21 protein-coding genes are annotated in these 20,571 nt (G+C 70.2%); 18 read left to right on the top strand and 3 right to left on the bottom strand.

Annotated elements, in window-relative coordinates; genetic code table 11:
- The first annotated feature begins 59 nt into the window (after positions 1-59).
- From Pme01_RS01170 to Pme01_RS01130, 9 genes are all read left to right on the top strand, one after another.
- Complete coding sequence (locus Pme01_RS01170; protein WP_168113087.1) at positions 60-1,217, top strand: hypothetical protein; 1,158 nt, start codon at positions 60-62, stop codon at positions 1,215-1,217.
- Between the two features lie 309 nt (positions 1,218-1,526).
- Positions 1,527-2,447 (top strand): 30S ribosomal protein S2, encoded by a 921-nt coding sequence (gene rpsB, locus Pme01_RS01165; protein WP_168113088.1) that lies wholly within the window; start codon positions 1,527-1,529, stop codon positions 2,445-2,447.
- 136 nt (positions 2,448-2,583) lie between these two features.
- On the top strand, positions 2,584-3,423 hold the full coding sequence (gene tsf, locus Pme01_RS01160) for a translation elongation factor Ts (protein WP_168113089.1): 840 nt from the start codon (positions 2,584-2,586) through the stop codon (positions 3,421-3,423).
- Between the two features lie 207 nt (positions 3,424-3,630).
- Positions 3,631-4,326, top strand: coding sequence for a UMP kinase (pyrH, locus tag Pme01_RS01155; RefSeq protein ID WP_239087962.1), 696 nt, complete (start codon positions 3,631-3,633; stop codon positions 4,324-4,326).
- A gap of 58 nt (positions 4,327-4,384) precedes the next feature.
- Complete coding sequence (gene frr, locus Pme01_RS01150; protein ID WP_168113091.1) at positions 4,385-4,942, top strand: ribosome recycling factor; 558 nt, start codon at positions 4,385-4,387, stop codon at positions 4,940-4,942.
- Entirely contained in the window at positions 4,942-6,261 is a 1,320-nt protein-coding gene (locus tag Pme01_RS31720; protein WP_239087949.1) for a phosphatidate cytidylyltransferase, read from the top strand. The genes frr and Pme01_RS31720 overlap by 1 nt, the downstream gene beginning before the upstream one ends.
- Before the next feature lie 91 nt (positions 6,262-6,352).
- Positions 6,353-7,486, top strand: a complete 1,134-nt coding sequence (gene rlmN / locus Pme01_RS01140) for a dual-specificity RNA methyltransferase RlmN (protein WP_168113092.1) — start codon at positions 6,353-6,355, stop codon at positions 7,484-7,486.
- A 79-nt stretch (positions 7,487-7,565) separates the two neighbouring features.
- The gene (locus Pme01_RS01135; protein ID WP_168113093.1) at positions 7,566-8,432 is read left to right on the top strand and encodes a DivIVA domain-containing protein; all 867 of its coding nucleotides are present in this window, start codon (positions 7,566-7,568) and stop codon (positions 8,430-8,432) included.
- Positions 8,433-8,509: 77 nt separating this feature from the next.
- On the top strand, positions 8,510-8,716 hold the full coding sequence (locus tag Pme01_RS01130; protein ID WP_168113094.1) for a hypothetical protein: 207 nt from the start codon (positions 8,510-8,512) through the stop codon (positions 8,714-8,716).
- Here Pme01_RS01130 and Pme01_RS01125 read toward each other — a convergent pair.
- Positions 8,713-8,934, bottom strand: coding sequence for a DUF2631 domain-containing protein (locus Pme01_RS01125; protein WP_168113095.1), 222 nt, complete (start codon positions 8,932-8,934; stop codon positions 8,713-8,715). The two genes, Pme01_RS01130 and Pme01_RS01125, sit on opposite strands and share 4 nt — an antisense overlap.
- Before the next feature lie 166 nt (positions 8,935-9,100).
- Between Pme01_RS01125 and Pme01_RS01120 the strand changes: the two genes are divergently transcribed.
- The 7 genes from Pme01_RS01120 (at position 9,101) to ispG (ending at position 16,157) form a co-directional block, all read left to right on the top strand.
- Positions 9,101-10,660, top strand: a complete 1,560-nt coding sequence (locus tag Pme01_RS01120) for a Rieske 2Fe-2S domain-containing protein (RefSeq protein WP_168113432.1) — start codon at positions 9,101-9,103, stop codon at positions 10,658-10,660.
- A 259-nt stretch (positions 10,661-10,919) separates the two neighbouring features.
- A complete protein-coding gene (locus tag Pme01_RS01115) occupies positions 10,920-11,123 on the top strand; it encodes a cold-shock protein (RefSeq protein ID WP_168113096.1) in 204 nt (67 codons plus the stop codon).
- A 90-nt stretch (positions 11,124-11,213) separates the two neighbouring features.
- Positions 11,214-11,975 (top strand): lysophospholipid acyltransferase family protein, encoded by a 762-nt coding sequence (locus Pme01_RS01110; protein WP_168113097.1) that lies wholly within the window; start codon positions 11,214-11,216, stop codon positions 11,973-11,975.
- The gene (locus Pme01_RS01105) at positions 11,972-12,508 is read left to right on the top strand and encodes a GNAT family N-acetyltransferase (protein ID WP_168113098.1); all 537 of its coding nucleotides are present in this window, start codon (positions 11,972-11,974) and stop codon (positions 12,506-12,508) included. The genes Pme01_RS01110 and Pme01_RS01105 overlap by 4 nt, the downstream gene beginning before the upstream one ends.
- Positions 12,509-12,530: 22 nt before the next feature.
- A complete protein-coding gene (dxr, locus tag Pme01_RS01100; protein ID WP_239087961.1) occupies positions 12,531-13,715 on the top strand; it encodes a 1-deoxy-D-xylulose-5-phosphate reductoisomerase in 1,185 nt (394 codons plus the stop codon).
- The gene (locus Pme01_RS01095) at positions 13,715-14,983 is read left to right on the top strand and encodes a M50 family metallopeptidase (protein WP_168113099.1); all 1,269 of its coding nucleotides are present in this window, start codon (positions 13,715-13,717) and stop codon (positions 14,981-14,983) included. Before dxr ends, Pme01_RS01095 begins: the two co-directional genes overlap by 1 nt.
- Before the next feature lie 7 nt (positions 14,984-14,990).
- Entirely contained in the window at positions 14,991-16,157 is a 1,167-nt protein-coding gene (gene ispG / locus Pme01_RS01090) for a flavodoxin-dependent (E)-4-hydroxy-3-methylbut-2-enyl-diphosphate synthase (RefSeq protein WP_168113100.1), read from the top strand.
- Positions 16,158-16,332: 175 nt separating this feature from the next.
- On the opposite strand, the gene Pme01_RS01085 is transcribed toward ispG, so the two are convergent.
- Together Pme01_RS01085 and Pme01_RS01080 are read right to left on the bottom strand one after the other, a co-directional pair.
- On the bottom strand, positions 16,333-17,331 hold the full coding sequence (locus Pme01_RS01085) for a hypothetical protein (RefSeq protein WP_168113101.1): 999 nt from the start codon (positions 17,329-17,331) through the stop codon (positions 16,333-16,335).
- A 68-nt stretch (positions 17,332-17,399) separates the two neighbouring features.
- The gene (locus Pme01_RS01080) at positions 17,400-17,960 is read right to left on the bottom strand and encodes a PadR family transcriptional regulator (protein ID WP_168113102.1); all 561 of its coding nucleotides are present in this window, start codon (positions 17,958-17,960) and stop codon (positions 17,400-17,402) included.
- An 87-nt stretch (positions 17,961-18,047) separates the two neighbouring features.
- Between Pme01_RS01080 and Pme01_RS01075 the strand changes: the two genes are divergently transcribed.
- Both Pme01_RS01075 and Pme01_RS01070 read left to right on the top strand, forming a co-directional pair.
- Entirely contained in the window at positions 18,048-18,884 is an 837-nt protein-coding gene (locus Pme01_RS01075; RefSeq protein WP_168113103.1) for a GNAT family N-acetyltransferase, read from the top strand.
- Positions 18,885-19,014: 130 nt separating this feature from the next.
- On the top strand, positions 19,015-20,562 hold the full coding sequence (locus Pme01_RS01070) for an amino acid permease (RefSeq protein ID WP_168113104.1): 1,548 nt from the start codon (positions 19,015-19,017) through the stop codon (positions 20,560-20,562).
- Positions 20,563-20,571 lie beyond the last annotated feature (9 nt).

Here is a 20,571-nt window from a genome sequence, read left to right as displayed (position 1 = left end):
CTGTGATGTCCGGGCGGCCACTGGCGGCCGGATGTCACCGTCGCCTACGGTTCGCAGTTGTGGATTCTCATCGGAACTATGCGCCGGACGAGCACGACGGACAGGCGCGCCAGCCGGAACGGGGCTACTCGAACCCCGAGTGGGACCGGACGGGCGGGGATCCCCGCTACGCGCCGGTGTCGCCGGCGCCGGTGTCGGGCGGTATGACGTACGGGCACCAGCGCCCGGCGTCCCCCGAGCCGACCCAGGCCTACGACGATTTCCCGTTGCCGCGGGGCGGGTACCCGCGCGAAACGGGCTCGCCGTTCCCGCCGATCGGCGACGCCGCTGGTCGCGGCCGAGATGACGGTGCCGGATCCGCCATGCTCGCCATGCCGGTGGGCCCGCGCTCGGGGCAGCAGCTACCACCGCTGCCTCCGCGTGAGTCGGTGGCATCCACGTCCGGGCCCGTGATCGCGTCGATGCCGCCCGGGTTCTCGCCCGCCCCCGAACAGGCGCCGTTGGCGCAGTTCCCGCCGTCGCCGTCGCCGTCGGTCGGCCAGGCGGGCCAGGCGGGCCAGGTGGGCCAGGCGCAGGGGGCCGGTGCGGCGCCGCACCCGATGCCTGGCGCGATGCGCCCGGCACCCGGGACGGCCCACTCGACGCCCACCTCCGGCGTGCCGTACCTCACGGCCGAGGACCTGCCGCAGTCGGCCGGGCGGCACCCGCAGGCCGGCGATCCTCACCCGGTGTCGGGCAACCCTCACCCGGTGTCGGGCAACCCGTACCCGGTGTCGGGCAACCCGTACCCGGTGTCCGGCGGCCCTGGCCTCGACGGCCCGGCAGAGGAGACGCAGGTGGTGCACCAGACGGAGGCGATCGACCGCTCCGCGCTGCGCCGGCCGGCGGGCGGTCAGGGGCAGGTCCGCGACGGGGTCTACCGGTCACGCCGACCGGGTACCGCGGCCGTCCTCGTCGTGATCACCGTGCTGTTCGAGTTGATGGCGCTGCGTCTGCTGGCCTCGTCCTTCCTGACCTCCAAGGTCCAGGTGGGCGGCTCGATCGCGAGCTTCTTCCTGGTACTCGGGCTGCCCATGTTCAGCGTCGGCCTGTACGGGCTGCTGACCGGCATCGCCTCCGGGCCGGGTGACCCGGCGCGGACGTGGCTGCGTCAGCCGCTGGTGTACCTGCCGATCGCGCTGGCCCTGTTCGTCGTGGCGGGGCTCGCGGCCGCCTGACCCGCCCCGGGGCCCGCTCACCGGGCCGCGATCAACGCGTCAAAGCGGCTGGATGGACGGGCCGGGGCGGGTGGCGCGGGAGCCGCTCGCGCCTCGGCGTACACTCGACGATTGGCGACCACGACCCGTGGTCGACCTCGCGCGCCCTCCTCACCGTCCGGCCGTCCGTTCGGCCCGATCGGTACGAGGTGGCGGCCGTCCTGGTCCCGATGTCCTCGACATCGGGTGAGTTGCGGCCGGCGACCGGGCGCCAGGACGGCGGACCACCCGGTCCGCCGTGACAACCAGGGCAAACAAGGAGCATCACACATGGCCGTCGTGACCATGCGTCAACTGCTGGAGAGCGGTGTCCACTTCGGGCACCAGACCCGCCGGTGGAACCCGAAGATGAAGCGCTTCATCTTCACCGAGCGCAACGGTATCTACATCATCGACCTGCGCCAGACCCTCGACTACATCGAGAAGGCGTACAGCTTCATCCGCACCACGGTCGCCGACGGGGGCAGCATCCTCTTCGTGGGTACCAAGAAGCAGGCGCAGGAGGCGATCGCCGAGCAGGCGGCGCGGGTCGGCATGCCCTACGTCAACCACCGGTGGCTGGGCGGCATGCTCACCAACTTCCAGACGGTCTACAAGCGGCTGCAGCGCATGAAGGAGCTCGAGTCGATCGAGCAGACCGGCCAGGCGCAGGGCTTCACGAAGAAGGAGACCCTGCAGCTGTCCCGCGAGAAGATCAAGCTGACCCGTACCCTCGGCGGCCTGCGTGACATGCAGAGGCCTCCGGCCGCGGTCTGGATCGTCGACACCAAGAAGGAGCACATCGCCGTCGACGAGGCCCGCAAGCTGGGCATCCCGGTGATCGCCGTGCTCGACACCAACTGCGACCCGGACGAGGTCGACTTCCCGATCCCGGGTAACGACGACGCGATCCGCTCGGCCGCGCTACTGACCCGCGTGGTCGCCGACGCCGTCGCCGACGGCCTGATCGCCCGCTCCGGCAAGGGCCGCCGCGGCGACGAGAAGCCCGAGGGCGGTGCGGTCGGCGTCGACGAGCCGTTGGCCGAGTGGGAGCGCGAGCTGCTGCAGGGCTCCGACGCCGCGCCGACCGAGGCTGCCGGCTCCGCCGCCGCGCCGACCGAGGCTGCCGGCTCCGCCGCCGCCGCGCCGGCCGAGGCTGCCGGCTCCGCCGACGCGGCGCCCGCCACGCCCGCCGAGACCACTCAGGCCTGATCGGCCGCTGTCGCGCATCGCCTCCGGGCGGTGCGCGACAGCACCGGGCCCCGACCGCGGAACCACGTCGCGCGAGCGGGGACCGGTGCAGCCGGAGAACCGTCGCCCACACCCACGTCTGAACCGAGAGAGAGTCATGTCCAACTTCACCGCCGCGGACGTCAAGCGGCTCCGCGACCTCACCGGCGCCGGCATGATGGACAGCAAGAAGGCCCTGCAGGAGGCTGAGGGCGACTTCGACAAGGCCGTCGAGATCCTGCGCGTCAAGGGTGCCAAGGACGTCGGCAAGCGGGCCGGCCGTACGGCCGCGCAGGGCCTGGTGGCCCACGCCGGCAAGGCGCTCCTGGAGCTCAACTGCGAGACCGACTTCGTGGCCAAGAACGCCGACTTCGTCGCGCTGGCCGACCGCATCGTCGGCCACATCGACGCGACCCGGCCGGCCGACGTCGAGGCGCTGCTCAACTCGAAGCTGGGCGACGGCCGTACGGTCGCCGAGACGGTCGAGGCCGAGTCCGCCAAGATCGGTGAGAAGCTCGTGGTCAACCGCTTCGCGGTGATCGACGGCCAGATCGCGGTCTACATGCACCGCAAGAGCCCCGACCTGCCGCCGCAGGTCGGCGTCGCGGTCGAGTTCGCCGGCTCCGGCGGTGCCGCCGACGAGGCCCGTGTCGACGACGCCCGCGCCGTCGCGATGCAGATCGCCGCGATGCGGCCGAAGTACCTCAGCCGTGACGAGGTGCCCGCCGACGTGGTCGAGTCCGAGCGGCGCATCGCCGAGCAGACCGCCCGCGAGGAGGGCAAGCCGGAGCAGGCGCTGCCGAAGATCATCGAGGGTCGGGTCAACGCCTTCTTCAAGGACTTCGTTCTGGTCGAGCAGCCGTCGGTCACCGACCAGAAGAAGACCGTACGTCAGATCCTCGACGAAGCGGGTATCACCGTGACGCGGTTCGTTCGCTTCGAGGTGGGCCAGGCCTGACGGCCCGAGAGCCAACACAGCGAGGGGGTCGCCGGTGTCCGTGCAGGACCGCCGCGGCCCCCTCGTCGTCAACACCGCACCGTCGCGTACGCGCCGGTTGTCCGTGGACCCAGCACAATCAACGACACGGAAGGGCTCCCGATGACGAACACCGCCGAGTTGGCCGCACCCGCATACGCCGGGGGTGAGCAATCGCGCGCCCGCCGGGTGGTGCTCAAGCTGTCCGGCGAGGTCTTCGGTGGCGGCGCGGTGGGGGTCGACCCCAACGTCGTCCAGGCGATCGCCGGTCAGATCGCCACGGTGGTACGCAAGGGTGTCCAGGTCGCGGTCGTGGTCGGCGGTGGCAACTTCTTCCGCGGCGCCGAGCTGCAGCGCCACGGCATGGACCGGGCCCGTGCCGACTACATGGGCATGCTCGGCACGGTGATGAACTGCCTTGCGCTCCAGGACTTCCTGGAGAAGGAGGGCATCGACACCCGGGTGCAGTCGGCGATCCACATGGCGCAGGTCGCGGAGCCGTACATCCCCCGCCGCGCGATCCGCCATCTGGAGAAGGGCCGAGTGGTGATTTTCGGCGCCGGTGCCGGCATGCCGTACTTCTCCACCGATACCGTCGCCGCCCAGCGGGCCCTCGAAATTCACGCCGACGCGGTTCTGATGAGCAAGAACGGCGTCGACGGTGTCTACACGGCCGATCCCCGTACCGACCCGACAGCGATCAAGCTCGACACGGTGACGTTCGACGAGGCGCTGCGTCGGGGGCTGCGGGTGGTGGATGCCGCGGCCTTCAGCTTGTGCATGGACAACCGGTTGCCCATGCTCGTGTTCGGAGCCGAGGGTTCGGACACCATCATTCGTGCCGTCATTGGTGAGAGGATCGGGACGCTCATCACGGCGGCGTGAGGCCGACAGGCCCACCGGCCGGCGAGGCGCCCGCAGACTAAGGGAGGCGACGGAGTACGTGATCGACGAGACACTCTTTGAGGCCGAGGAGAAGATGGACCGGGCGATCGTTTTCGCCAAGGAGGAGTTCGCGACGATCCGGACCGGTCGGGCCACTCCGGCGATGTTCGCCAAGATTATGATCGACTACTACGGTGCGCCGACGCCGCTTCCCCAGATGGCCTCGATCGCCGTGCCGGAGCCCCGCATGGCGATCATCAAGCCGTACGACAACTCGCAGCTGCACGCCATGGAGAAGGCGATCCGCGACTCCGATCTCGGTGTGAACCCCAACAACGAGGGAACCCAGATCCGTATCGTGCTGCCGCAGATGACCGAGGAGCGTCGCCGCGACATGATCAAGGTGGCCCGGCACAAGGGCGAAGAGGCGAAGGTCGCCATCCGCAACGTCCGGCGTAAGGCCAAGGAAGAGCTCGAGCGCCTGATGAAGGACGGCGAGACGGGCGAGGACGAGGTGCGCCGGGCGGAGAAGGAGCTCGACGACCTCACCCACAAGTACGTGGCGAACGTCGACGAGGTCGTCAAACACAAGGAAGCCGAGCTACTCGAGGTCTGATGGCTCACCTCGACTCCCCGGGCTGGCCGGATCCGTCCGATCGCGGCCCAGACGATTCTCACCCGGGTCAGCAGCGGGCGCGGCACCTCGATGCCGCGCCCGACGCGTACCCGGGAACGGGGTCGTACGGCGACCGCGGCGCGGAGCCGGACTTCGACCTCGACCTCGGCTTCAACCGTCGGGGTCGGGAGCGCGGCCGGCGCGTCGCCGCCGACGAGCCGTGGTCACGACCGCGTCAGGACCCGCCCGGCTGGTTCGATCGGGACCGCGCCGGGAGCGCGGCGCCGACCGCCGATGACGAGCGGGTGGAGCCGGCCACGGCCGAGGTCCCGCTGGTGGCCGGTGCCAGCGGCGAGTGGGACACCGCTACCGGCGAGTGGGACGCCACCGCCGAATGGGACGCCAACCCACGCGCCGCCGGCGATCGGGACGCCGCCACGTCCACCCCGACGGAGGCGGCCGACCTCGCCGAGGCGTCGCCGGCCCCGCAGCCGACGAAGTCGAACGGCCGGGCCGGCCGTAACCTGCCCGCCGCGATCGGCGTGGGCGTCACGCTCGGCGCGGTCGTCCTCGCGTCGCTGTTCCTGTGGCCACCGGCCTTCCTCGGCGTGGTCGTCGTCGCGATCGTCGTCGGCACCTGGGAGATGGTCCGGGCGGTCCGGTCGGCCGGAGTCCGGCCGCCGATGGCGCCGTTGATCGCCGGTGGTGCGGCGATGGCCGGGCTCGCCTGGTACGGCGGGGCCGAGGCCCTCACCCTCGGGCTGGTCGCGACGACCGTCGCCGCGCTCGTGTGGCGGCTGGCGGACGGCCCGGTCGGCTATCGGCGCGACGTGGTGGCTGCCCTGCTCGTCGCGGTGTACGTGCCGTTCCTCGGCGGCTTCGCCGTGCTCCTGGCCCGTGCTGACAGCGGCGACCTGCGGGTACTCGCGGCCCTCGCCGGCGTGGTGCTGTCTGATACCGGCGGATATGTCGCCGGAGTATTTTTCGGCAAGCGTCCCATGGCCCCTTCGGTCAGCCCGAAGAAGTCCTGGGAGGGCGCGGCCGGCTCGCTGCTCGCCGCGGCGATCGGTGGGGCCGTCATGCTGTCCCTCATGTTCGACGTGGTCTGGTGGTACGGGGCTCTCTTCGGCGTGGCCGTCGCCGCCGCGAGCGTGCTCGGCGACCTCGCCGAGTCGCTCATCAAGCGCGACCTCGGAATCAAGGACATGAGCGGGCTCCTGCCCGGTCACGGTGGCCTGATGGACCGGCTTGACTCGATCCTGTTCGCCGCGCCGACAGCGGTGGCCGTGCTGGCGCTCGTGGCGCCGGTCACCACGTGAGCGCCGGGGAGTTCGGCCGACCGGACAATCCCGTCCCGGTCGGCTCGCGACAGCGCCGTTACCGGCCGCGGCATGAAACACTGGTGACGCCATGACTGCACTTCCCATCATTGACAGCCCGTCCCCGCAGGCCAACACGGCCTCGGGGCGTCGGGCCGCCATGCCGCCACGCCATCTCGCCGATCTGGATCCGGCCGGTCGCCGGGCCGCCGTAGCCGAGCTGGGGGAGCGGGAGTTCCGCGCCGGCCAGCTGTCGGCCCACTACTTCGGGCGGCTCGTCCGCGACCCGGCCGCCATGACCGACCTGCCCGCGTCCAGCCGGGACCGGCTCGCCGCCGCCATGCTGCCACCGCTGTTGACGCCCGTACGCGAGCTGGCCTGCGACGACGGTGCCACCCGGAAGGCGCTGTGGCGGCTGCACGACGGTTCGCTCGTCGAGAGCGTTCTGATGGGCTACCCGGATCGGGTGACCGTCTGCATTTCCAGCCAGGCCGGGTGCGGCATGGCCTGCCCGTTCTGCGCCACCGGCCAGGCCGGGCTGACCCGTAACCTGTCCACCGCCGAGATCGTCGACCAGGTCGTCTCGCTCGCCGCCGTCGCCGCGAGCGGCGCGATCCCGGGTTCGCCTCCGCGCCTGTCCCACGTGGTCTTCATGGGTATGGGTGAGCCGCTGGCCAACTACCCGCGCGTGATCAGCGCGGTGCGCCGCCTCACCGACCCCGCTCCGGACGGGCTCGGCCTGTCCCAGCGCCACATCACCGTCTCCACCGTCGGTCTGGTGCCCGCGATCCGCCGGCTGACCGCCGAGGAGCTGTCGGTGACGCTCGCGCTTTCCCTGCATGCGCCCGATGATGAGCTGCGGGACGAGCTCGTACCGGTCAACCAGCGGTGGAAGGTCGCCGAGGTGCTCGACGCCGCGTGGGCGTACGCGGAGCAGACGGGGCGGCGCGTGTCGATTGAGTACGCAATGATCAGAGATGTGAACGATCAGCCTTGGCGAGCGGATCTTCTCGGAGAGCTCTTGTCGGGCCGGCTCGCTCATGTCAATCTCATTCCGCTCAACCCCACTCCGGGAAGCCGGTGGGACGCGAGTCCGAAGCCGGTCGAACGCGAGTTCGTCCGGCGGCTTCGCGCGGCGGGAGTTCCGACCACGGTCCGGGACACCCGCGGCCGCGAAATCGACGGAGCCTGCGGGCAGCTCGCCGCCTCGCAGGTGGCAGAGTGAGCGCGAAAGCCAGCAGTCGGGAACATGGTGCTGGAGTGAGCAGCGTGGGACAGCTCAACGCAGCTATCGAGGAGACACGGTGACGAGTCACGGTCAACGCTTCCGGCGTCGGGCGCTGCGTCGCGGATACAAGGTCGACGAGGTCGACGCGTTCCTCGACCGGGTCGAGGCGACGCTCGCCGGTACCCCGGGGGACGCCCCCATCGCTGCCCAGGAGGTGCACGACGTCGTCTTCCGCGTGCGCTTCGGCGGGTACGACGAGTGGCAGGTCGACCTGCACCTCGACCGGGTCGAGCGGCAGCTCTCCGAGTTGGAGGAGCGCACCTCGCCGTACGGGCGTGAGCAGCGGGTCCCGCAGGCCCCCGACCGGATGGCGCCGCCGGACCGGATGGGTCCGCCTCCGGTGCGCGACGACCGGATGATGGCTCCGCCGGTCCCGCCGCCGTCGATGATGCCGCCCATGCAGCCGCCGCCGATGGCGCCGCGGCCGATCTCGCCGGTGCCCGGCCCGCCGCCGGGTGGCGGGTTCGAGCGGTACGACGAGCCGACCTCCACCTTTGGCGGCGGCTTCGACCAGGGGTTCGAGCCCGGGCGCCACGGCAAGAGCGACATGACCACCGAGATCCGGATGCCCGACCGCGGGTTCGACCAGGGCTACCCGCCGCCGGCCGGCCCGCCCGCCCCCGGCATGCCGCCGGAGGTCGCCCGCATCGACCAGCTGCGGCGCACGTTCCAGCTGCGCCGCTTCGGCAGTGGGTACGACCGGGTGCAGGTCGACCGCCTCTTCGAGACCGTCGTCGACGCGCTGTCCGGCCGTACCGGAGTCCCTCTCAGCGAGGCCGAGCTGGATTCCGCGCAGTTCAGCCTGGTCCCAGGCGGCTACTTCGAGGCCGAGGTCGACGCGGCGCTCAAGGAGGTACGCGACATCCTGCTCCGCCGCCGCTGACTGCTCGCGGCGGCGTTCCAGCCGCGGCTGCGCGCCGGGCGGCGGCGCAAGCAGGGGAAGCGGTGCAGGCAGGGGACGTGGCGTCAGCGGACCGCACACCGATGGCGGCGCACTCGATGCTGCCGCACCACCGGCCGCACGCCCCTCGGTACGACGCGATCATCTGCGCCGGCACGGAGCAGACGTGCCGCGACAACGTGCCGAGGGGCTGGCAGATGCGGATCTACGGCCAGATCGGGTGGGTACTGCCCCCGAGCGGGTACCGCCCGGGGGATCCTGACTAGTCGCGCAGACCGTTGCGGCGCAGCACCCAGTCGCCGACGAGCAGGAGCGCGATGAGGCCGGCCATGCCGTACATGAAGTAGTTCTCGGTGTTGCCCTTGTGGTTGCCGATCGTCATGAGCAACAGGATCACGATCGCGCCGACCGCGCCGATCCGGGCCTTGCGCGGGTTGATCGGCCTGCGCTGATCAGGAGAGAGAACCGGCTCGTTACCAGCCACTTCTGGTCCTTCCACTCGGGTGTACGCCGATTAGTGTGGCACGCCCCGGTTGCTGCCCGGCGCGGGGTGTACGGGCGGGTAACCCGGAGTCGGTTGGCGCTCCGCTTCTCGGGTAGCGTCGGGGCCGACACGCCACAGTGACGAGCAGGAGGGACGCGCGGTGCGACTGACCGGCACAGGCCACGCGAGCATGCGGATCGACACCCCGGCCGGGAGCATCCTGTGCGACCCTTGGGTCAACCCGGCGTACTTCGCCTCCTGGTTCCCGTTCCCGGACAACTCCCAGCTCGACTGGGAGGCGTTGGGCGACGTCGACTACCTGTACGTGTCGCACCTGCACCGCGACCACTTCGACGCGGAGCACCTGAAGCGCTTCATCAACAAGCGGGCGACCGTCCTGCTGCCGGAGTACCCGACCAGCCAGCTCGAGGACGAGCTGCGGGAGCTGGGCTTCACGAGCTTCATCCGGACACGCAGCAACGAGGTACACACCCTCGACGGCGGCCTGAACGTGATGATCCAGGCCCTGATCTCGCCGACCGACGGCCCGATCGGTGATTCGTCGCTGTGGGTGGAGTACGACGGGGTCCGCGTGCTCAACCAGAACGACGCCCGCCCCTCCGACCTGTCGGTCTTCGCCGAGCTGGGGCACGTACACGCGCACATGCTGCAGTTTTCCGGCGCGATCTGGTACCCGATGGTCTACGAGCTGCCGGAGGCCGCCAAGCGCGCGTTCGGCAAGCAGAAGCGCGACCGCCAGCTCGACCGCACGATCCGCTACATCGACGACCTGAAGGCGTCGTACGTGTTCCCGATCGCCGGGCCGCCGTGCTTCCTCGACGACGAGCTGTGGCAGTTCAATGACATCTTCGGCGACGAGGGCAACATCTTCCCCGACCAGCAGTGGTTCTCCGACCGCTACCGTGAGCTGGGCCGCGACAACGAGGTGATCCTGCTGCCCGGCACGGTGGCCGAGGTGACCGCCGACGACTGCAAGGTCAGCCACCCGGTGCCGGACGTACGCGAGTTCTTCGCGAACAAGAAGCCGTACCTGGAGGCCATGCGCGAACGCAAGCGGCCGATCATCGAGGCGGAGAAGGCGTCCTGGCGGCACCCGGAGATCGACGTCCTGGCGGAGATGAAGCGGCGCATCGAGCCGCTGCTGGAAGAGTCGATCTACATGGCCAAGGGTGTGGGCGGCCCGGTCCGCTTCGACCTCGTGAGCTACGACGGCGAGTCGGTCGAGTCGATCGTGGTGGACTTCCTGGGCAAGGAGGTCCGCCCGTACACCGACGAGAAGGTCCGGTACCGGTTCCGCACCCAGCGGGAGCTGGTCGAGCACCTCATCTACCTGGACGAGGGTGACTGGGTCAACTCGCTGTTCCTGTCCTGCCGGTTCTCCGCGGCGCGGATCGGCCAGTACAACGAGTTCATCTACGCCTTCTTCAAGTGCCTGTCCGAGGAGCGCCTCCAGTACGCCGAGGGCTGGTACGACGAGCACGAGAAGACCACCGACGCCGAGGACATCACGCTGGGCGACTGGGTGGTGCAGCGGCGCTGCCCGCACCTCAAGGCCGATCTGACCCGCTTCGGCAAGGTCGAGGATGGGGTGCTCACCTGCCAGCTGCACGGCTGGAAGTTCGATTTGGACAGCGGGAAGTGCCTGACCAGCGTCGGCCACGCGGTACGCGCCCGCCCGGCCGACCAGCCGGCGGCCGACGCGTAAGACATTCGAGACGATGCGGTCGCACCGCGTGTGGCGGGTCACGCCTCCGCGGTGCGACCGTTTTGACCCACGCCCGTACGGGCTGTGCTAGCGTGACCAGCGTTGCGATTGTGGTTCCCAGAGACTTTGTAAGCGCCTGTGGAGTTGTGGCACAGGCGCTTTTTGGTTTACCCGGGTTTTCTCCGGATCGGGTGCGCATGACAACGAAACGGGGTCCGCGAGGTGTGGACCCCGCGAACAGCCCGTGAAGGAGTAAGACATGGCTGTCGGTACCGTCAAATGGTTCAACGCGGACAAGGGCTTCGGCTTCATCACCCCGGATGACGGCGGTGCGGACGTCTTCGCGCACTTCTCGGCCATCGCGGCCAGCGGCTTCCGTAGCCTCGAGGAGAACCAGCGCGTCGAGTTCGAGGTGGGCCAGGGCCGCAAGGGTCCGCAGGCGGAGAACATCCGCCCCATCTGACCTGGATCATGGACACCTGGCGGGGCGACAGCGCCGCCAGGTGTCCAAGATCTCCAGAGATTTTCCCAGGGCGTCGGGTAGCGTCTAGCCATGCCGGAACTCGTGTACCCGCCGGTCATCGTCGCGGCCAAGACGATGTTCCGCCTGCTCGACCTGCGCATCCGGGTCGAGGGCGCCGAGAACGTGCCCCGTACCGGTGGCGCCGTCCTGGCCAGTAACCACATCGGATACCTCGACTTCATCTTCGCCGGCCTGGGTGCGCACCCGTCCCGGCGGCTGGTCCGGTTCATGGCCAAGGAGTCGGTCTTCCGGAACCGGATCTCCGGCCCGCTCATGCGCGGCATGAAGCACATCCCGGTCGACCGGGAGGCCGGGCTGGCGTCGTACCGGCAGGCCCTCGCCGCGCTCAAGGGCGGTGAGGTCGTCGGCGTCTTCCCGGAGGCCACGATCAGCCGCTCGTTCGTGCTCAAGGAGATGAAGAGCGGCGCCGCCCGGATGGCCGCCGCCGCGCGGGTGCCGCTCATCCCGACGGTGGTCTGGGGGACGCAGCGGCTGTGGACCAAGGGCCGTCCCCGTGATCTCACCCGCCGGCACACCCCGATCTCGATCCTGGTCGGCGAGCCGCTGGCGCCGGGCCCGCGCGACGACGCCAACGAGGTCATGGCCGAGCTGAAGAGCCGCATGGCCGTACTGCTCGACCGGGCGCAGCGGGAGTATCCGGACAAGCCCGACGGCCCCGAGGACGCCTGGTGGCAGCCGGCGCATCTGGGCGGGACGGCGCCGACGCTGGAGGAGGCGACGGCCCTCGACGCCCGTCCCGGGCGGGGGGAGACGGACCGGGAGCCCGCGTGAGCGTGATCTACCGCACCGAGCGGCTCGACGTACGACCGTGGACCGACGACCCGGCCGACGTCGACCGGGTGTTCGCGATCTACTCCCGGTGGGAGGTCGCCCGCTGGCTCGGCGCGCAGCCCCGGGCCATGGCCGACCGGGCCGAGGCGGAGCTGGTCGTGAAGCGGTGGGCCGAGTTCGGCGCCCGTGACGAGCGGTACGGCTGCTGGGCCGTGCAGGACCGCGACCGCGGCCAGGTAGCGGGTTCGGTGCTGTTCAAGCCGCTGCCGAACGGCGACGGCGAGGTGGAGGTCGGCTGGCACCTGCACCCGGACTCCTGGGGCCACGGGTACGCGACCGAGGCCGCCCGCGGCGCGGTCGACCGGGGCTTCGCCTCCGGGCTGCCCGAGGTGTACGCCGTGGTGCGGCCGGACAACGAGCCGTCGATGGCGGTGTGCCGGCGGCTCGGCATGACGCCGTTGGGCCGGACGACCCGCTGGTACGACGTCGAGGTGGAGGCGTTCCGATTGGTGGCCCCGCGTCAGGGAGAATGAGCGCGTGACCCCTCGCGACATCGTGCTGCTCGGCTCGACGGGCTCCATCGGTACCCAGGCCATCGACATCGTGCGGCGCAACCCGGACCGGTTCCGGGTGGTGGGCCTCGGCGCCGGCGGCGGTAACGTCGCCGCGCTCGCGGCGCAGGCGCTGGAGCTGGGCGTCGACGTTGTCGGGGTGGCCAAGGCGAGCGCCGTCCAGGACCTGCAGCTGGCGTTCTACGCCGAGGCGAGCAGGCGGGGGTACGCGACCGGCGACTTCCGCATCCCCAAGATCCTCGGCGGGCCGGACGCCATGACCGAGCTCGCCGAGTGGCCGTGTGACGTGGTGCTCAACGGCGTCGTCGGCTCGCTCGGCCTCGCGCCGACCCTGGCCGCGCTGCGCGCCGGCCGTACCCTCGCGCTGGCGAACAAGGAGTCCCTGGTCGCGGGTGGCCCACTGGTGCGGAAAGTGGCGGAACCGGGGCAGATCGTCCCGGTCGACTCCGAGCACTCCGCCCTCGCCCAGTGCCTGCGCGGTGGCCGCGCCGACGAGGTGGCCCGGCTGGTCCTGACCGCCAGCGGCGGCCCGTTCCGAGGGCGCCGGCGCGAGGAGCTGGTCGGGGTGGTGCCCGAGCAGGCCCTGGCGCACCCCACCTGGAACATGGGCCCGGTCGTGACGATCAACAGCGCGACGATGGTCAACAAGGCGCTCGAGGTGATCGAGGCGCATGAGCTGTTCGACGTCGGGTACGACCGGATCGAGGTCATGGTGCACCCCCAGTCGGTGATCCACTCGATGGTCGAGTTCACCGACGGGTCGACCCTGGCCCAGTGCAGCCCGCCGGACATGCGGCTGCCGATCGCGCTCGCCCTCGGCTGGCCGGAGCGGGTCGCGGGGGCGACGCCGGCCGTGGACTGGACCCGGGCGCACACCTGGGAGCTGTCGCCCCTGGACGACGAGGCCTTCCCGGCGGTGGCGCTGGCGAAGGCCGCCGGCCGGGCCGGGCGGTGCCGCCCGGCGATCTACAACGCGGCCAACGAGGAGTGCGTGGCCGCCTTCGTGGAGCACCGGCTGCCGTTCCTCGCGATCGTGGAGACGATCGCGCGGGTTCTCGATGATTCTCCGGATTTGGCGGAACCAGGTACCGTCGAGGACGTGCTCGCGGCGGAGTCGTGGGCGCGTTCTCGTGCCCGCGACATCATCGCGGCGGTGGAAGGAGCCTGATGGCGCTGGTATTCGGGATCGTCGTCTTCGCTCTCGGAATCCTGGTCTCGGTGTGCCTGCACGAGGCTGGCCATATGGGCACGGCCAAGGCCTTCGGCATGAAGGTCACCCGGTACTTCGTCGGCTTCGGGCCGACGTTGTTTTCGTTCCGCCGCGGCGAGACCGAGTACGGGGTGAAGGCGATTCCCCTGGGCGGCTTCGTCAAGATCGTCGGGATGACGCCGCAGGACGACGACGTCGAGCCCGGCGACGAGAAGCGGGCGATGTGGCGCTTCCCGGTGTGGAAGCGCACGATCGTGATGAGCGCGGGCTCGATCAGCCACTTCATCCTGGCGTTCGTCGCGCTGTGGGTGCTCTTCGCGTTTGTCGGGGTGCCCGACGATTCAAAGATCAATTCAGCTCCGGCGACCGTCGGCGCCGTCCTGCCCTGCGTCAGTGATTTCAAGGTCGACCCCGCGACCAAGCAGGCGGTGGCGTGCAAGTCCGGCAGCGACCCGGCCAGTCCCGCGTCCAAGGCCGGGCTGCGGACCGGCGACGTGATCACGAAGATCAACGACCAGCGGATCTCCAACTTCGCCGAGATGCGCACGACCGTGCAGGCGCTGGCGAACCAGAACGTGACGCTCACGTACACCCACGACGGCAAGACGCAGACCAGGTCCGTGTTCATCCCGGTCGTCCAGCGGCCCAAGGCCACCGTCAACCCGAACACCCCGGTCACCAGCATCAAGCCCGCGGACCTGGAGCCCACCGGCATGATCGGCATCTCGCCGAAGGCTCCGCTGGTCACGTTCGGTCCGGTGGAGAGCATCGGGCTCACCGGCAAGCAGATCGGCCGGACCGTCGTCCTGACGTTCTCCTCGCTCAAGCAGATCCCGGAGAAGATCCCGGCCCTCGTCAAGGCGATCTTCGGTGCCGAGCGCGACCCCAACACGCCCGTCAGCGTGGTCGGCGCCAGCCACATCGGCGGCCAGTTGATCTCGATCGGCGACTGGACCAGCGTGCTGAGCCTGTTCGCCGTCCTGAACCTCTTCTTCGGCATCTTCAACCTGATGCCGCTGCTGCCGATGGACGGCGGCCACATCGCCATCGCCTGGTTCGAGCGGGTGCGTTCCTGGATCGCCGCGCGCCGGGGCCGCCCGGACCCCGGTCGCGTCGACTACATGAAGCTGACGCCGATAACCTTGGCAGTGATCTCGGTCCTCGGCGTCTTCGTGCTCCTGACCGCAACGGCCGACGTCGTCAACCCCATCACCCTTCCCAAGTGAGAGCCCAGTGACCGCGATTAATCTCGGTATTCCTTCGGCGCCTGCCCAGCCGCTCGCCCCGCGCCGGCACAGTCGGCAGATCATGGTCGGCTCGGTCCCGGTCGGCGGCGGTGCGCCGGTCAGCGTCCAGTCGATGACCACGACGCTGACCGCCGACGTCAACGCCACGCTGCAGCAGATCGCCGAACTGACCGCGTCGGGCTGCCAGATCGTACGGGTGGCGGTGCCGAGTCAGGACGACGTCGAGGCGCTGCCCGCGATCGCGAAGAAGTCGAAGATCCCGGTCATCGCCGACATCCACTTCCAGCCGAAGTACGTCTTCGCCGCGATCGACGCCGGCTGCGCCGCGGTCCGGGTCAACCCGGGCAACATCCGGCAGTTCGACGACAAGGTGAAGGAGATCGCGAAGGCCGCGTCCGACGCCGGCGTGCCGATCCGCATCGGCGTCAACGCCGGTTCGCTGGACAAGCGACTGCTGGCCAAGTACGGCAAGGCGACCCCGGAGGCGCTCGTCGAGAGCGCGCTGTGGGAGTGCTCGCTCTTCGAGGAGCACGGCTTCCGCGACATCAAGATCTCGGTCAAGCACAACGACCCGGTGGTCATGATCAAGGCGTACCGGCAGCTGGCCGAGCAGTGCGACTACCCGCTCCACCTCGGGGTGACCGAGGCCGGCCCGGCCTTCCAGGGCACCATCAAGTCGGCGGTCGCGTTCGGCGCGCTGCTGGCCGAGGGGATCGGCGACACCATCCGGGTCTCGCTGTCCGCGCCTCCGGTCGAGGAGGTCAAGGTCGGCAACCAGATCCTGGAGTCGCTCGGGCTCAAGGAGCGCGGCTTGGAGATCGTCTCCTGCCCGTCGTGCGGCCGGGCGCAGGTCGACGTGTACTCCCTCGCTGAGGAGGTCACCGCCGGCCTCGAAGGGCTGCCGGTGCCGCTGCGGGTCGCCGTCATGGGGTGCGTCGTCAACGGCCCCGGTGAGGCCCGGGAGGCCGACCTCGGCGTGGCGTCCGGCAACGGCAAGGGCCAGATCTTCGTCAAGGGCCAGGTCATCAAGACCGTGCCGGAGGGCCAGATCGTGGAGACCCTCATCGAGGAGGCGCTGCGGCTGGCCGAGGAGATGGGCGCCGAGCTGCCCGAGGAGTTGCGCGGCCTCGCCCCGCAGGTGACCGTGCACTGAGCTGACCCGCGACGGCACGTTTGACCGCGGCGCTGTGATTCCGCGACGGTGCCCCCTCCACGCCTGATGGGAGGGGGCACCTCGCTTTTTTCGCTACGTCGCTGGTGGTGTGGCTACGCCACGAGCGGTGTGGCCGTGATGTAGCGCATGCCCCGAGCGCCGGGGGACGGGGGCCTCAGGGCTTCACGTAGGTGGGCACGTTGGCCGCGATCACGTGCTGGTGGAACGTGAAGACGCTCGGGTCACGCGGGTCGACCGTCGCACTCACCCAGTGGTTCTGATCGCTGCCGAACGTCTGTACCCGCGTGACGTTCTGGATCGTCGCGCCGGCCGCGTCCGTCAACGGCTTGTCGATGTTCAGGAAGTGGCTGTCCCCGTTGACGATCACGACCTGGCCGGGGAAGTCGATCGCCTGTCGGGCCAGCTCCCGCCTGGTGTCGGCGAAGTGCACGGTCGGGTCGTCGGCCGCCCACATGTTGGCCTGCATCACGATCATGACCGCCGCCGAGTGGGCCGCCTTGGCCTGGGCGAACGACTCGGACAGCCATGCGAGGTTCGCGGCGTTGCGGCCCGTGTACTCCGCCGCGTCACCGTCGATCTGCTTGCCGGCCGCGTCGAACTGCGGCGCGTTGTTGTCGCTGCCGGTCACGTTGACCCCGACGTACGTCACGCCGCCGACCGCCCACCGGACGTTCTCCGGGAAGTCGGGCGACTGCCGCTGCAAGGGGATCTTCCGCTGGCCGAGCGACGTGGGCGTGGCGGCGAACATCTTCCGTACCAGCGCCAGTCGCTCGCTCGGGTTGTAGCTGCCGTTGCTGGGCCGGTCGCAGTCCGTCCACTCGTTGTCGCCCGGCACGTACACCAGCGGGTCGCGGAACGAGGCGTAGTCGCGGGCCGCGTTGTCGTACTGGTACTGGTCGCAGCGCTCCTTGCCGTTCTTGAGGTCGCCGTCGAAGGCGCTGAACGCCAGCCGGTGCCGGTTGATGTCGGCGATGACGGCCGGGAACTGCGACCGACCGGTGTCCCCGTACGGCATGTCGCCGAGGAGCCCGATCTCGTAGCTCGACGCGCGTTGGTCGGCCGCGCGGGCCTGCGAGACGCCGGTACCCACGCCGACCACCGAAGCGGCCAGCGCCAACAGTCCGAACGCTGTCGTGATGATCCGTTTGCTCATGCCGGTCAGCCCACCCGTCGCCGGTGGCGGTAAGGGGACGCCCAGGTGAAGCGCCGCCGAACATCGCATCAGCCGCGGTCGGCGAGGATGCCGTACAGCCGGCGCCGGGCCTGTTCGAGTACCTCGTTGGCCTGTTCCCGCTGCCCGTCGGTGCCGACCCGCACGACCTCGCCCATGGCCTGCACGATGCCGTTGATCGCGGCCCTGGAGTTGAGGACGGACTCGCCGTACTCCTCGCTGAACCGTTCCCACGGTGCCCGCGCCGCCTCGTCGCCGGACTGCGCCGCCCGGCCGAACTCGGTGAGGTCGTAGCGCTTGCGCCCGCCCTCGGTGGCCCCGGCGACGATCAGCCCCTCGTCCTCGAGCAGTTGCAGCGTCGGGTAGACCGAGCCGGGGCTCGGGCGCCAGGTGCCGCGGCTGCGCCGCTCGATCTCCTGGATCATCTCGTACCCGTGCATCGGCCGCTCGGTCAGCAGCGTCAGGATCGCTTCCCGTACGTTGGCCCGCCGCCGCCCACCCCGGTGCCGGCCCCGCTGACCCTGTTCGAGCGGCGGCCGCCAAGGCGGCCCGAACGCGAACAGCCGTTCCTGCGGGTGGTGAGCCGAGTATCCGGGTTCCCGCGGTCCCATGTCCCGCTCCCTTCGCCTAGACAGGGCCCTACCCGAAATCCCGCCGGTGGTCTCCTGCCCGGCGAACCGATCTGGCACCCTGGACACATGCTCACGGTGCCGGTCCGGCTGCTCGCAGACATCGACCGTGCCACTGTCGAACGGCTGCTCGACCTGGAGCCCTATGCCGGTGCCCAGGTGGCCGAGCGGGTCGAGGCGGGCGGACTGTCCCGGCGTCGGCAGGAGGCGCGCGTGTTCGGCTACGGCACCCGGCGGCAACTGGAGGCGCTGTGCTGGCTGGGCGCAAACCTCATCCCGGTACGCGCCGGCCCCGCCGCGACCGCGGCCTTCGCCGACCTGATCGCGTCGGAGGTCCGTACCTGCTCGTCCATTGTGGGCGATGCTGACGCGGTCATGCGGCTGTGGGACCGGCTGCGCCCGGAGTGGGGCGACGCGAGGGACGTACGCGACTGCCAGCCGCTGCTCGCAGCGGACACCGAACCGGCGGTCGCCGCCGACCCGCAGGTACGGCTGGTACAGGCGAGCGAGGTCGATCTGCTCTTCCCGGCCTCGGTGGCGATGTACACCGAGGAGGTGGGCGTCTCGCCGGTCGTCGACGGCGACACCGGGTACCGCGACCGGGTGCGCGACCTCGTCTGCGGCGGTCGGGCGTACGCCCGGTTCATCGACGGCCGGGTGGCGTTCAAGGCGGAGCTGGCGGTGATAACCCGGCACACCGCGCAGGTACAGGGCGTGTGGACGGCCCCGGAGTACCGCGGACAGGGCCTGGCCACGGCCGGCATGGCGGCGGTCGTCCGCGACGCGCTGCGCCGGGTGGCGCCGTCCGTGAGCCTCTACGTGAACGACTTCAACTCCACCGCCCGCCGGGTCTACGACCGCTGCGGCTTCCGGCGGGTGGGCACCTTCGCCACCGTTCTGTTCTGAGGTCGTACCCGTAAAGGTCTGATCCGGATCCACTTTCCGGCTGAGATCCATTGACACCGCATCGGCACCGGCGAATCATCGGGCGCACAGTGACGCGCGCCACTGTCTTCACCTCGACGAGGAGACACCGATGAGCGCCACCACGCCCGAGCCGGTCGTCGCGCCGGCCCCCGACGACGCCGACGAGGCCCTGCTCGCCCAACTGGGCTACAAGCAGGAACTGCGGCGCCGGCTGTCCACCTTCTCCAACTTCGCCGTCTCGTTCTCCATCATTTCGATCCTCGCCGGCGCGATCACGTCGTACGGCATCGCCATGAACGCCGGTGGTCCGGTCTCGATCACCCTCGGCTGGCTCTTCGTCGGCGGCATGGTCACCCTGGTCGCGCTGGCCATGGCCGAGGTCTGCTCGGCCTACCCGACCGCCGGCGCGCTGTACTGGTGGGCGGCTGCCCTGGCCCGGCGCAACCGGGCGGCCTGGGCCTGGTTCGTCGGCTGGTTCAACTTCCTCGGCGAGGTCGCCGTGACCGCCGCCATCGACTTCGGTGCCGCCACCACGACCATGGCGTTCCTGAGCCTGACCACCGGCGTCGAGGTCACCAAGTGGAGCGTGTTCAGCGCGTTCGTCGTGATCATCGTCGTGCACGGGCTGCTGAACACGTTCGGCGTCAACCTGGTCAAGATCCTGTCCGACGTGAGCGCCTGGTGGCACCTGGTCGGCGTCGCCGTCATCGTGGCGGTGCTCGCGATCGTGCCCGACCAGCACAAGCCGATCTCCGAGGTGTTCTTCGAGGTCCGCAACGCCACCGGGTTCGGCTTCGCCGGGGCGGCGGTGTACGCGGTCCTGATCGGGCTGCTGATGGCGCAGTACACGTACACCGGCTACGACGCCAGCGCGCACGTGGCGGAGGAGACCCACGACGCGGCCCGCAACGCGCCGCGCGGCATCGTGCTGTCGGTGGTCGTGTCGGTGATCGCCGGGTTCTTCCTGCTGTTCGCGATCACGTGGTCCATCCAGGACTACGACGCCGAGGCCGCGACCGATCTCGGGCTGCCGCCGGCCCAGATCTTCATCGACGCCGCCGGCTCCGGCCTCGGCAAGTTCCTGCTGTTCATCTGCGTGGTGGCGCAACTCTTCTGCGGTATGGCGTCGGTGACGGCCAACTCCCGGATGTCGTACGCGTTCGCCCGCGACGGCGCACTGCCCGGCTCCCGGCTGTGGAAGAAGGTCAACCCCCGCACCGGTACCCCCACCAACTCGATCTGGCTCTGCGTGGTGTGCTCCACGGTGCTGGTGCTGCCGTCCCTGGTGAACACGACCGCCTACCTGGCCGTCACGTCGATCGCGGTGATCGGGCTGTACATCGCCTACGTCGTCCCGGTCTACCTGCGGCTGCGCAACCCCGACTTCCGGCCCGGCCCCTGGAACCTGGGCCGCTGGAGCGGGCCGGTGGGGTGGACCGCGATCGTCTGGGTCGCGTTCATCTGCGTCCTGTTCGTGCTCCCGACCGCGAGCCCGATCGAGCTGTCCAACTTCAACTACACGATCGTGGCCGTCGGGGTCGTCGGCGGAGCCGCCTGGCTGTGGTGGATCGTGAGTGCCCGCAAGTGGTTCACCGGGCCACCGCGCGTGGCCCACTCGCCGGAGGAGACCGTGGTCTCCTCACCGGAGGAGAGCTGACGGGAGGGG

Source organism: Planosporangium mesophilum (genome assembly GCF_016863255.1).
In the GTDB taxonomy this organism is placed as follows: Bacteria; Actinomycetota; Actinomycetes; order Mycobacteriales; family Micromonosporaceae; genus Planosporangium; species Planosporangium mesophilum.
This window is presented reverse-complemented; position numbering and strand designations above follow the sequence as displayed.